This is a genomic window from Streptomyces sp. NPDC088350 (assembly GCF_044753545.1).
Lineage (GTDB): Bacteria > Actinomycetota > Actinomycetes > Streptomycetales > Streptomycetaceae > Streptomyces.
Genome location: NZ_JBIVNL010000010.1, coordinates 45,407 through 57,644 on the forward strand (window position 1 = coordinate 45,407; position 12,238 = coordinate 57,644).

The window sequence follows — 12,238 nt, forward strand, 5'->3', positions numbered from 1 at the left end:
ACCGGCGGTAACGGGTGTCAACGGGCGGGCGTGAACAACCAGTTACGCACCTTCCTTCAACACCCTTTGGATCAGCGTCCGTTGCTCCTCCGTGAGCCGGGGGTCGGCCGTGTGCACCGTCTTCCCGTCCACCGTGATCTCGTAGTGGAAGCCGTCCGGGACCCCTGCCTTCGGCGCGCGCTGACCGTCGGCGACCGCCTGTTCGGCCAGCGCGTGCCACTCATGTGCGTCGGGCCGCGCCGAGGTGTCGACCTCGCCGCGGCGCTCGATGCCACCGATCCCGCCCGTGCGCCGTACCTGAATACGCATGGGTCCTGTCTAGTACGGATACGGGCCCGGCGCGACTGCCGCGACTACGAGGTCGGCACCCCGACCTGTTCCCACGCCTTCGTCACGGCCTGCAACTCCTCGCCGCCGTCCCCGAACCGGGTCTTCGCGGCGGCGACCGTGAGCGTCGCGAAGTCGGTGAACAGGGCGTCCTTCTTGAGTTCGCCGCCGGTCAGGACGTCGTACCAGATCTGTCCCGCCTTCTCCCAGGCGTGGCCGCCGATGGCGTCGGCGACCAGGTAGAAGGCGTGGTTGGGGATGCCGGAGTTGATGTGCACCCCGCCGTTGTCGCGGCCCGTGTTGACGAAGTCGTCCATCGTCGCGGGCTGCGGGTCCTTGCCGAGGGCGCTGTCGTCGTAGGCCGTGCCCGGGGCCTTCATGGAGCGCAGGGCGACTCCGGAGACGCGCGGGGCGAGGAGGCCCGCGCCGATCAGCCAGTCGGCGTCGGCGGCGGTCTGGCCGAGCGTGTACTGCTTGATGAGCGAGCCGAAGACGTCGGAGATCGACTCGTTCAGGGCGCCGGACTGGCCGAAGTAGGTCAGGTTCGCGGTGTACTGCGTGACGCCGTGGGTGAGTTCGTGGCCGATGACGTCGACCGGGATGGTGAAGTCGAGGAACAGTTCGCCGTCGCCGTCGCCGAACACCATCTGCTCGCCGTTCCAGAACGCGTTGTCGTACTTCACGTCGAAGTGGACGGACGCGTTGAGCGGCAGGCCCTGGCCGTCGATGGAGTGCCGGTTGAAGGCGTTCAGGTACAGCTCGAAGGTGGCGCCGAGACCGGCGTAGGCGCGGTTGGCGGTGGCGTCCTTGCCGGGTTCGGAGCCCTCGCCGCGGATCTTCTTGCCGGGCAGGTCCTGCTTGTGCTTGGCGTCGTAGATCGTGCGCTGCGGCTTGTCGGTCCCGGTGGGCGCGGCGAGGGCCGGTGCGCCGAGCACCGTGGTCAGCCGGCGGTGGGTGCGCTCGTAGGCGTCGCGCTCCAGGGTCTCGCGGGCGGGACCGGCGAGCGCGGGGTCCTCGTGCTGGGCGAGCTTGTCGAGGACGTGCGGCGGGACGATCGTGCAGAAGACGGGCTCGAAGCCCCCGTGTGTCGTCATGCCCGGCACGATGGCACTCCGTTAGCGACATGTCACTACGCGCGACCTTGATTGGTGAAATGTGAGGATGCTCCACCCAGAGACGGTCGCTCTGTGTTATCGGGTGACGGCTGAGTGTGGCTTGGCGCGCCCACGCGGCGGAGCCGCACATCGATACAGCCCCGCGTCCTTAAGGGAGTGCGGTCCCGCATACTGATACGGAGCCGCACGTCCAGGACCGCTCGGCTAGCATGCTTCGCATCATGCGTATCGGGCTGCTTCTCCTTAGCTGCCGCGGCGAGGGCCTGTAGTCGAGGCCGACCCCCTCCCCGCGGAGTCTGGCGTTGCGCCGTCGGCCGTCCTTCAGGACACCACGAGGAGCCCACGCATCATGGCAACCAGCCACCGCCGCGCCAATCGCCAGCAGCCCAGTTCCATGCCGATCCACAAGTACGGCCAGTACGAGCAGGTCGACATCCCCGACCGCACCTGGCCCCAGCAGCGGATCACCGTCGCCCCCCGCTGGCTCTCCACGGACCTGCGGGACGGCAACCAGGCCCTGATCGACCCCATGTCACCGGCGCGCAAGCGCGCGATGTTCGACCTGCTGGTCAAGATGGGCTACAAGGAGATCGAGGTCGGCTTCCCTGCCTCCGGCCAGACCGACTTCGACTTCGTGCGCTCGATCGTCGAGGAAGAGGGCGCGATCCCGGACGACGTCACGATCTCCGTGCTGACCCAGGCCCGCGAGGACCTGATCGAGCGGACCGTGGAGTCCCTGAAGGGCGCCAAGCGCGCCACGCTGCACCTGTACAACGCGACCGCGCCCGTCTTCCGCCGCGTGGTCTTCCGCGGCTCCAAGGACGACATCAAGCAGATCGCCGTCGACGGCACCCGCCTGGTGATGGAGTACGCCGAGAAGCTGCTGGGCCCGGAGACGGAGTTCGGCTACCAGTACAGCCCCGAGATCTTCACCGACACCGAACTGGACTTCGCGCTGGAGGTCTGCGAGGCGGTCATGGACGTCTGGCAGCCCGGCCCGGGCCGCGAGATCATCCTCAACCTGCCCGCCACGGTGGAGCGTTCGACCCCCTCGACCCACGCGGACCGCTTCGAGTGGATGGGCCGCCACCTGTCCCGCCGCGAGCACGTGGTGCTGTCGATCCACCCGCACAACGACCGCGGTACGGCCGTCGCCGCCGCCGAGCTGGCGCTGATGGCCGGCGCCGACCGCGTCGAGGGCTGCCTGTTCGGCCAGGGCGAGCGCACCGGCAACGTAGACCTGGTCACGCTGGGAATGAATCTCTTCTCCCAGGGCGTCGACCCGCAGATCGACTTCTCGAACATCGACGAGATCCGTCGTACGTGGGAGTACTGCAACCAGATGGAGGTCCACCCGCGCCACCCGTACGTGGGCGACCTGGTCTACACGTCCTTCTCCGGCTCCCACCAGGACGCCATCAAGAAGGGCTTCGACGCGATGGAGGCCGACGCGAAGGCCAAGGGCGTCACCGTCGACGACATCGAGTGGGCGGTGCCCTACCTGCCGATCGACCCGAAGGACGTCGGCCGCTCCTACGAGGCCGTCATCCGGGTCAACTCGCAGTCGGGCAAGGGCGGAATCGCGTACGTCCTGAAGAACGACCACAAGCTGGACCTGCCGCGCCGGATGCAGATCGAGTTCTCGAAGCTGATCCAGGCCAAGACGGACGCCGAGGGCGGCGAGGTCACCCCGAAGGAGATCTGGGCGACCTTCGAGGACGAGTACCTGCCGAACCCGGACAACGCCTGGGGCCGTATCCAGGTCAAGACCGGCCAGTCGACCACCGACACCGACGGCGTGGACACGCTCAAGGTGGAGGCCACCGTCGACGGCGTCGACACCGTCCTGACCGGCTCCGGCAACGGCCCGATCTCCGCGTTCTTCGACGCCCTGGGGTCCGTCGGCATCGACGTACGGCTCCTGGACTACCAGGAGCACACGATGAGCGAGGGCGCCTCCGCGCAGGCCGCCTCGTACATCGAGTGCGCGATCGGCGACAAGGTTCTGTGGGGAATCGGGATCGACGCGAATACGACACGTGCCTCACTGAAGGCGGTCGTCTCCGCCGTCAACCGCGCGGGGCGCTCCGCCGGGTGAGCCGTGATCGGCTGCGGCGCCGTCGTGGCTGGTCGCGCAGTTCCCCGCGCCCCTTTGGGGCGCGGGACACCCGTCGTGTATCGGCCATTCGCTGTGCAGGTCACGAGAAGGTCTCGTCCAAGGTACTGACTCCAGCTCCTCAATGTGGCTAACATCACGCCAGCGCGGCGATGTTGCCGCGGCGTTACGGAGGTGCGACGTGCTGCCAGAACGGGGACGGGACGGCCGAGTTGTCCATGAGGGCCGTGCGGCGCGCGTCCTGGGCATCCGTACCGCGTGGACCAGCGTCGGGGACGGCGAGTTCTTCTGCCCCGGCTGCGGAGGCGACCGCAACTACCAGCGGCTCACCGGGCGCCGCCGCTTCACCCTGCTCGGCATGCCGGTGCTGCCGCGCGGCGACACGGGACCGGTCGTCGAGTGCGCCGCCTGCCAGGGTCACTACGGCACCGACGTCCTCGACCACCCCACCACGAGCCGTTTCTCCGCGATGCTCCGCGACGCCGTGCACACGGTCGCCCTCGCGGTCCTCGCCGCCGGCGGCACCTGCGCCCGTACGTCCCTGGAGGCCGCCGCGGGCACCGTGCGCGCCGCCGGCTTCCAGGACTGCACGGAGGACCAGCTGGGCGCCCTCGTCGAGGCCCTGGCGGCCGACACCGGCCGCGTCTTCGGCGAATCCAGCGGCGCCGGCCTCGCCATAGAGCTGCACGAGGCCCTCGACCCGCTCGCTCCGCACCTCGCCCCCGCAGGCCGCGAATCGATCCTGCTCCAGGGCGCCCGCATCGCCCTCGCCGACGGCCCGTACACCCCGGCGGAACGCGACGCCCTCGCGACCGTGGGCGCGGCCCTCACCATCTGCTCGGACGACGTGACACGGCTGCTGGCGGCGGCGCGCACGCCGTCGTAGAACACCCGCACGGCCTAGGAGGACGGTGGTACGCGCGTCACGGGTGGTGACTCCGGAGAGCATGTGACGGACAGGTCTCCGAGAGCCCGTGAGGGAGAGCGATGACCATCCTGAGCCGCACGCTTCTCGTCACCGCCGTACTGATCGCCCCGTTCACCGTCGCCGGGCACGCCTCCGCCCGCTCCGGCTGCGCGTCCTCCGTGCCCTACGTCTCCGGAGACGGCGGCTACGACACCTACCGCATCCCGGCGACCGTCACCACCGACCACGGCACCGTCCTCGCCTTCGCCGAGGGGCGGCACAACAGCGCGGGCGACACCGGCAACATCGACGTCGTCCTACGACGGTCCACCGACGGCGGCTGCACCTGGGGTCCCCTGTCCGTGGTGGCCGCCGGCGACGGGGACACCCGGGGCAACCCGGCCCCCGTCGTCGACCCCCGCACCGGCGCGATCGTGCTCGTCACCTCCTACAACAGCGGCGCCGTCACCGAGGGCCAGATCATGCGGGGCGAGGTCACGCCGGAACAGAGCCGCCGGGTGTTCGTACAGCGCAGCTGGGACGACGGCCGGAACTTCACGGCTCCCCGGGACATCACGAACGAGGTGAAGCTGCCAGGCTGGCGCTGGTACGCGACGGGGCCGGGGCACGCGGTCGCCCTCACGCGGGGCGTGCACGCGGGGCGGCTGGTGATCCCCGCCAACCACTCCGCCGCGCCGGACGCGGGGTCGGGTGACACCGGGCAGGAGGCCAAGTACTACGGCGGGCATGATCTGTACAGCGACGACGGGGGCGATACGTGGCGGGTGGGGTTCGTGGACTCCACCTACGACGGCGTGAGCAACGCGAACGAGTCCACCGCCGCCGAACTCCCCGACGGCAGGCTGTACTTCAACTCACGGGACCAGGTCGGCACGAGCGCGGGCAACCGGCTGGACACGTACTCCAGCGACGGCGGGACGAGCCTCGACCGCCCGTACGCCGTCCAGCACACGCTCGACGACGTCCCGGTGGTCGAGGGCAGCGTCCTCCAACTACAGGGAGAGCAGGCGCCGTTGCTCTTCTCGGCACCGTCCGGCCCCACCGTCCGGCAGGCCATGGCGATCTGGCGCAGCGCGGACGATGGGGCGACCTTCACGAAGATGCTCACGTTGTCGCAGCGGCGGGCCGCCTACTCCGATCTGGTACAGGTCGACCGGGACACGGTCGGAGTGCTGTACGAGACCGGAGCGACGGGACCGTACGAGACGATCGAGTTCCGCCGGGTGACGCCGTGAGGACCGGCTCAGCGGAGCCTGGTGGTCATACCGACGGCACCGACGCCCTTCGGGCACTCGCCCTTGTTGTAGCCGTAACGCCAGTACGGCTTGCTGCTGTACCACTTGCCGTTGGCGCACTTGACGTTGACGTGCACGATGTAGCCGGGGCACTTGGCGTGGGCCCGGCCACGGCCGTAGTTGTAGTCGATCCACTTCGAGCACCTCGCGGCAGCGTGCACGGACGCCGAAGCGGCCGAGTCCGCGACGGCGACGGCCGTCGGCGGCCGGGTGTACGCGGTGTGGGCCTCCGCGGGTGCCGCGCCGGCGGCGAGGCCGACGCCCATGATCACGGCGGCGGTACTGAGCAGGGCCCGCTTGCGGGCGGTCTTGGCCGACATGGTGGTCCTTTCGGTCGGGCGCCCCGGCCGCCTGGGCCGGGGACGGGAGTTCGGTCGCGGTCGGGGTGAACGAGCCTGTTCCCGTGGCTTGTTCGCCTCGACCCGTACCGAGTCTTCGCGGCCGTTCCGTTGTTGCGCAGGTCCCCCTCGCCGCATGAAACAAAAACCGAACCCCAGGTCAGACGCCGCGAGTTGGGCCGAGAAGCGGGTTGCCCCCCGACCGGCGGGGTGCCTAGGTTGGCGGGCGTCGATCAAGCGTCGGGTGACGGGGGAACCTGATGGGGCGCCAGGAAGCACCACTCGATCCGGGCCGGGGACCGGTGCAGCGGTTCGCGTTCGAGTTGCGCAAGCTGCGCCGGGAGGCGGGCGGCATCACGTACCGGACCATGGCGCGCGGCACCGGGTACTCGGTCTCGACCCTGTCCCGGGCCGCCGCCGGCGAGCAACTGCCGTCGCTCCCGGTGCTGCTGGCCTATGTGGCCGCGTGCGGTGGCGACGGGGCCGACTGGGAACGGCGCCTGCGCACGGCGGAGGAGGAAGCCGCCGAGGCGGCGGCCGACGGCGACGACAGCGACGCGCCGTACCAGGGGCTGGCCCGGTTCGAACCGGCGGACAGCGAGCGGTTCTTCGGGCGGGACCGGCTGGTCGCCGAGGCCCTCGGCCTGGTGCGCCGGTGCCGCCTCAGCGCGGTGTTCGGCCCCTCCGGCAGCGGCAAGTCCTCCTTGCTGCGCGCCGGGCTGATCCCCGCCCTGCGCACCGGGTCCGAGGCCCGCCCCGCCGCCCTGCGCATCCTCACCCCGGGCCCGCGTCCCGCCCGCACCCACGCGGGCCTCTTCGAGGCGAAGGACGCCCCCGGCGACACCGTCGTGGTGATCGACCAGTTCGAGGAGGTCTTCACCCTGTGCGCCGACCCGGCCGAGCGGCAGGCGTTCATCGACCTGGTCCTGACCGCCCTGCGGCCCGGGGCCCGGCTCCGGGTGGTCCTCGCGGTACGGGCCGACTTCTACGGCCGCTGCGCCGAACACCACGCCCTGGCACGGGCGTTGACCACCGCCGGTCTGCTGGTGGGGCCGATGGACCCCGCCGAACTGCGCGAGGCGATCGTGAAGCCGGCGACGGCCGACGGGCTGATCGTCGAACAGGCCCTGACCGCCCGGATCGTGCGGGAGGTCACCGGAGAACCCGGCGGACTGCCGCTGATGTCCCACGCACTGCTGGAGACCTGGCGCCGCCGCAAAGGCCGGGCGCTCACCGCGGCGGCGTACGACGCCAGCGGCGGCCTGCACGGCGCGGTCGCCCGCACCGCCGAGAACGTCCTCGCCGAACTCACCTCCGCCCAGGCCGAGTCGGCGCGACGCGTCCTGCTGCGGCTGATCACCCCCGGCGACGGCACCCAGGACACCCGCCGGCCCGTACCCCGCGCCGAACTCGGCGACGACGGCACGGTCGTCCTCGAACGCCTCGTCCGGGCCCGGCTCCTCACCCTCGACCAGGACACCGTCGACCTCGCCCACGAGGCCCTCATCACCGGCTGGCCCCGGCTGCGCGCCTGGGTCGACGCCGACCGGGAACGACTGCGGGCGCACCGACGGCTGACCGAGGCGGCGACCGCCTGGACCGGGCTGGGCCAGGACCCGGGCGCCCTGTACCGGGGTACCCGGCTGGCCGCCGCGGAAGAGGCGTTCGCCGGAGACGGACGCAGGGCCGAACTCACGCCCACCGAGGCGGAGTTCCTCACCGAGAGCCTCGCCGCCCGCGACCGCGAGCAGCACCTCGCCGCCCGCACCACTCGCCGCCTGCGCTCCCTCGTCGCGGGTCTCACCGCCCTGCTGCTGGTGGCCTGCGCCGCCGCGGGTGTCGCGCTGGAGCAGCGGGCGACGGCACGTTCCGAACGCACCGCGGCGGTGTCCCGGCAGATCACCGCCGAGGCGGAGCGGTTGCGCGGGACGGACGCCCCCTCCCAGACGGAGGACGTGTCACTCGCGGCACAGCTCGACATCGCGTCGTACCGGATGCGGCGGTCGACACAGACGTACACGAGCTTGGTGAGCGCGGCGAACGCCACTCTGTTCGCCGAACTGTCCGATCAGAGCCGGTCGTTGGGGATGGGCGGGTACGCCACCAACAACGGCAGGGTGTCCTACGACGCACACCGCGGCAGGCTGGTCCTGGCCGGGGACGACGGCCTGGTCCGGCTCTGGGACACGACCCGGTTCACACAGCCGAAGCGGATCGGGCGGGCGCTGCGGGGCCAGCAGGCGGCCCTGAGCCCGGACGGGAAGGTGCTGGCCCTGGAGGACGACACCTCGATGGTCCGGCTGTGGAACATTGCCCGGCCCGACCGTCCCGTCCGGCTCGGTGCCCTCCAGCTGCCCGGCGACGAGAACACCGGCACGCTGGCCTTCGGCCCCGACGGGCACCTGCTCGCCGCCGGCACCAGGAAGACCTCGCTGTGGGACGTGCGCGACACCGCGCACCCCAGGCTGCTGGTGCGTGAACTGCCCGGTGAGATACCGGCGTTCAGCCCGCACCGGGCGGTGCTGGCCACCGCCGACGGCGACAGCGGCACGGTCCGCCTGTGGAACATCGCCCGGCCCTCGCACCCGGTCCGGCTGGGCGTGCTCCACCCCGAGACCGACCAGGGCACCATGCTCGTCTTCAGCCCGGACGGGCGGTACCTCGTCACCAACGGTGGCGTGCCCGGACAGGTCGAGGTGTGGGACACCCGCAACCCGGCCCGCCCGACCCCCGGTTACTCGCTGAACTCGCCCGACGACACGTCCGTCGCCGCGGTGGCCTACAGCCCCGACGGCCGGCTCCTGGCCGTGGCCGGGGAGAACGCCATCCAGCTGTGGAACCTCGTCACGACCGACCAACCCCAGCGTCTGGGCGGGCCGTTGGGCCAGCGGACCGGCAACGGGATCGCCCTGGCCTTCGCCCCCGACGGGCGGTCCCTGATCGCGGACGGCGAAACCCTGCGGATCTGGAGCCTGCCGCCGACCGTCCTCCTCGGCTGTGGAACCGTTGCCACGGCCTCGTTCGCCCCGGACGGCCGCACGGCGGCCACGGCCTGTCCGGACGAGCAGCGGGTACGGCTGTGGGACGCCACCGACCCCGGCGACGTGAGCTCTCTCGGCACCCTCCCGGGCACGATCGCGGTGTTCGCGCCGTACGGCCACCTCCTCGCGGTGGTCGCCCCCGACGGCGGAGTACGCCTGTGGGACCTCACCCACCCCGCGCGGCCCCGCCGGCTGGGCCACCTGCCCGTGACAGCGAGCGAACACACCGTCTATGCCCTGTCCTTCGGCCCGGACGCACACACCGTGGTCACCTACGACGCGCTGGGTGCCCGGGGCGGCTACATCAAGGCGAAGACAGACGGCGGGAGTGACGGCATTTGGGGTGCCGTCCCCGAGGACGACGGGGTCCACATCCGCAGCTGGGACATCGCCGACCCTGCCCGGCCGGTCAGGGTGGGCGGGAACGCCGTGCTGGGCAAGAACGCCGGTGTCACGGTCGCCGCGATCAGCTCCGACGGCCGCCTGCTTGCCGTTGTCGAAGGTGACGGGAACATCGGCCTGTGGGACACGAGCGATCCTGCCCGTCCGGTGCGCCGCGGACGTGAACTCCCCGGTGACGAAGCCGTGTTCGACTCCCGAGGGCGCACGCTCGTCATCGGCGACGAGGACGGAACGGTCCGGCTCCTCGACACCGCACACCCGGCCCGGCCGCACTGGCTCGGCCCCGCCCTCGACGCCGACGGCTCCGTCGCCGGAGTGGCGATGAGCCTAGACGGCCGCAGACTCGCCGTCGGCACCGAGGACGGGTTGGTCAAGCTGTGGGACACCACCGACCCCGCCCGGCCCACCGCCCTGGGAGACCCCCTCGTCGGGCACACTGCCTCCGTGAGCACCCTGGCGTTCGCGCCCGACGGCGGCACGCTCGCCACCGGCGCCCAGGACGGCAGCGTGCGCCTGTGGACCCTGGACGCCGATCGCGCCGTAGGCCACATCTGCGCCGTCACCGGGCACGCCCTCAGCACCGCCCAGTGGCGCCGCTACGTGGGAAACCTGCCCTACCGTCCGCCCTGCCCCTGACCGCTCACAACAGCCCGGCCGCCGCGAGGAACTTCCCGACCTGCCCCACTTCCTCCTCCGACAGCGGGATCTGCGGCTCGGCGGTGGCCGCGCAGTCGATGACCCCGCGGAGCTGGAGCGCCGCCTTGAACGCCCCCAGCGCGGACGAACTGCCCCCCATCCGCGCCGGGTCCCCCACACCCACCAGCCCGAACAACCCACACAGCCGCTCCTGTTCGGCCCGCGCCCGCTCCCAGTCCCCGGCCCGGCACAGCGCGTCGAGACGGACGTACCCGTGCGGATCGACGTTCGCGAGACCAGGCACCGCCCCGTCCGCGCCCAGCGCCAGCGCCGAGTCGACGAACAGCTCGGAACCGGTGAGCACGCTGAACCCGGTGATGTCCGGATGGACACGCGCGCCGGTCACGACTGTACGGAAGCCGCCCAGGTCACCGCTGGAGTCCTTGAGCCCGGCGAGGACGCCCTCGGCGGCGAGTTCGAGGACGAGGTCGGAGGGCAGCTTGGTGTGGACGGAGGCGGGGAGGTCGTAGGCGACGACGGGGACGGGTGACGCGGCGGCGATCAGGCGGTAGTGGCGGGCGATCTCGGCGGGGTGGGTGCGCGTGTAGAAGGGCGCGGTCACCACGACCGCGTCCGCACCCGCGTCCGTCACGGCAGCCACATGGTCCAGAACGCGAGGCGTGGTCATGTCGATCGCGCCTGCCAGCACCGGGAGTTGACCCCCTGCATGAGCCACCACCGACTCGACGACACACCTCCGCTGCCGGTCCGTCAGATACGCCGCCTCCGACGTCGAGCCGAGCAGGAACAGCCCGTGCACCCCGGCCCCCACCAGATGGTCGACGAGCCTGAGCAGTGAACGGACGTCCACCTCGCGGTCCGGTGTCAGGGGCGTGCAGACGGGCGGTACGACACCGGTCAGCGGGGCGGGGAAGGGCATCAAGGCTCCAGGGGGCGGCTTTGGCGAACCAGGTCGCGGGTCGACAGGTCCTCCTCCACAGGATGGTGGCAGCGGTAGCGATGTTCCGGCGTCGACGCGGGTGAAAAGTCCGGCATGCCGGAAGCGCACACCTCGTCCGCCTTCCAGCAGCGGGTACGGAACGGGCACCCGCTCGGCGGACGCGTCGCCGACGGCACCGGTCCGACCAGCGGGATGGGGTCGATGGGGTGGAGCAGGCCCGGTGTCGCCGAGAACAGGGCCCGGGTGTACGGGTGCCTCGCCCGGTCGGTGACCCGATCGGCCGGGGTCTCCTCGACGATCCGGCCCAGGTACATGGTGATCACGCGGTCGCTCATCCGCCGTACGGTCTGGATGTCGTGGGACACGAACACCAGGGCCAGGCCGAGCCGTTCCTTCAGGTCCAGCAACAGGTTGAGGATCTGGGCGCGGACCGACACGTCCAGCGCGCTGGTCGGTTCGTCGGCCACCACCAGGTCGGGGTCCAGCGCCAACGCCCGTGCGATTGCCACTCGTTGGCGTTGGCCGCCGGAGAGCTGTCCCGGCAGGCCGTCCGCCAGAGCGCGCGGGAGGCCTACGAGGGACATCAACTCCCTTACCCGTTCTTCGCGTTGCTTTCGGTCGCCGCGACCGTGCACGTCCAGCGGGTCCCGCAGTATCTGGCGGATCGTCAGGCGGCGGTTCAGCGCGGTCGACGGGTCCTGGAAGATCATGCCGATGCCGGTGCCCACGGCGGCCCGGCGTTCGCCGTCCGGCATCGACCACAGGTCGCGGCCCCGGAGGGACACCGTGCCGGAGGTCGGCCGCTGTACGCCCACCAACACCTTGGCCAGCGTGGACTTTCCGCAGCCGGACTCACCGACCACGCCGACCGTCTCGCCGGGCGCGACGGTGAGGTCGGCACCGGTCAGGGCGTAGACCCGGTCGCGGGTGAACAGGCCGCCGCCGCGCGCCTTGTGCACGACATGCGCATCCGCCAACTCGACCAGCACACCGCCCACTTGACCACCCTCCCGCTCAACACCGCCGCCTCCCGCACTCGTCACAGCGCCCACCCCCAACCCTCCAGGGGCGCGGGGAAC

9 protein-coding genes are annotated in these 12,238 nt (G+C 71.4%); 4 read left to right on the forward strand and 5 right to left on the reverse strand.

Annotation, left to right across the window (positions count from 1 at the left end; all coding sequences use genetic code 11):
* Nucleotides 1–42: 42 nt before the first annotated feature.
* Together ACIQBL_RS32540 and ACIQBL_RS32545 are read right to left on the reverse strand one after the other, a co-directional pair.
* Entirely contained in the window at nucleotides 43–309 is a 267-nt protein-coding gene (locus ACIQBL_RS32540) for a protealysin inhibitor emfourin (protein ID WP_401947995.1), read from the reverse strand.
* Between the two features lie 44 nt (nucleotides 310–353).
* Nucleotides 354–1,421, reverse strand: a complete 1,068-nt coding sequence (locus ACIQBL_RS32545; RefSeq protein ID WP_401947998.1) for a M4 family metallopeptidase — start codon at nucleotides 1,419–1,421, stop codon at nucleotides 354–356.
* Between the two features lie 370 nt (nucleotides 1,422–1,791).
* Here ACIQBL_RS32545 and leuA point away from each other — a divergent pair, with 370 nt between their 5' ends.
* The 3 genes from leuA (at nucleotide 1,792) to ACIQBL_RS32560 (ending at nucleotide 5,721) form a co-directional block, all read left to right on the forward strand.
* Nucleotides 1,792–3,540: a 2-isopropylmalate synthase gene (gene leuA / locus ACIQBL_RS32550; RefSeq protein WP_401948001.1), complete on the forward strand. Its 1,749-nt coding sequence runs from the start codon at nucleotides 1,792–1,794 to the stop codon at nucleotides 3,538–3,540.
* A 199-nt stretch (nucleotides 3,541–3,739) separates the two neighbouring features.
* Nucleotides 3,740–4,444 (forward strand): TerB family tellurite resistance protein, encoded by a 705-nt coding sequence (locus ACIQBL_RS32555; protein WP_401948004.1) that lies wholly within the window; start codon nucleotides 3,740–3,742, stop codon nucleotides 4,442–4,444.
* 101 nt (nucleotides 4,445–4,545) lie between these two features.
* Complete coding sequence (locus ACIQBL_RS32560; RefSeq protein WP_401948007.1) at nucleotides 4,546–5,721, forward strand: exo-alpha-sialidase; 1,176 nt, start codon at nucleotides 4,546–4,548, stop codon at nucleotides 5,719–5,721.
* An 8-nt stretch (nucleotides 5,722–5,729) separates the two neighbouring features.
* On the opposite strand, the gene ACIQBL_RS32565 is transcribed toward ACIQBL_RS32560, so the two are convergent.
* Nucleotides 5,730–6,101, reverse strand: coding sequence for a hypothetical protein (locus tag ACIQBL_RS32565; protein WP_401948010.1), 372 nt, complete (start codon nucleotides 6,099–6,101; stop codon nucleotides 5,730–5,732).
* Nucleotides 6,102–6,379: 278 nt separating this feature from the next.
* Between ACIQBL_RS32565 and ACIQBL_RS32570 the strand changes: the two genes are divergently transcribed.
* Nucleotides 6,380–10,198, forward strand: coding sequence for a helix-turn-helix domain-containing protein (locus ACIQBL_RS32570; protein ID WP_401948012.1), 3,819 nt, complete (start codon nucleotides 6,380–6,382; stop codon nucleotides 10,196–10,198).
* Between the two features lie 4 nt (nucleotides 10,199–10,202).
* Here ACIQBL_RS32570 and ACIQBL_RS32575 read toward each other — a convergent pair whose 3' ends face one another.
* Together ACIQBL_RS32575 and ACIQBL_RS32580 are read right to left on the reverse strand one after the other, a co-directional pair.
* Nucleotides 10,203–11,138: a dihydrodipicolinate synthase family protein gene (locus tag ACIQBL_RS32575; protein ID WP_401948014.1), complete on the reverse strand. Its 936-nt coding sequence runs from the start codon at nucleotides 11,136–11,138 to the stop codon at nucleotides 10,203–10,205.
* Nucleotides 11,138–12,202, reverse strand: a complete 1,065-nt coding sequence (locus ACIQBL_RS32580; RefSeq protein ID WP_401948016.1) for an oligopeptide/dipeptide ABC transporter ATP-binding protein — start codon at nucleotides 12,200–12,202, stop codon at nucleotides 11,138–11,140. Before ACIQBL_RS32580 ends, ACIQBL_RS32575 begins: the two co-directional genes overlap by 1 nt.
* Nucleotides 12,203–12,238 lie beyond the last annotated feature (36 nt).

What these genes read in the sequence shown, in the direction of transcription:
- ACIQBL_RS32540 (WP_401947995.1), bottom strand. Translation starts at nt 309, where the DNA reads ATGCGTATTCAGGTACGGCGCACGGGCGGGATCGGTGGCATCGAGCGC.
- ACIQBL_RS32565 (WP_401948010.1), bottom strand. Translation starts at nt 6,101, where the DNA reads ATGTCGGCCAAGACCGCCCGCAAGCGGGCCCTGCTCAGTACCGCCGCC.
- ACIQBL_RS32575 (WP_401948014.1), bottom strand. Translation starts at nt 11,138, where the DNA reads ATGCCCTTCCCCGCCCCGCTGACCGGTGTCGTACCGCCCGTCTGCACG.
- ACIQBL_RS32545 (WP_401947998.1), bottom strand. Translation starts at nt 1,421, where the DNA reads ATGACGACACACGGGGGCTTCGAGCCCGTCTTCTGCACGATCGTCCCG.
- leuA (WP_401948001.1), top strand. Translation starts at nt 1,792, where the DNA reads ATGGCAACCAGCCACCGCCGCGCCAATCGCCAGCAGCCCAGTTCCATG.
- ACIQBL_RS32560 (WP_401948007.1), top strand. Translation starts at nt 4,546, where the DNA reads ATGACCATCCTGAGCCGCACGCTTCTCGTCACCGCCGTACTGATCGCC.
- ACIQBL_RS32570 (WP_401948012.1), top strand. Translation starts at nt 6,380, where the DNA reads ATGGGGCGCCAGGAAGCACCACTCGATCCGGGCCGGGGACCGGTGCAG.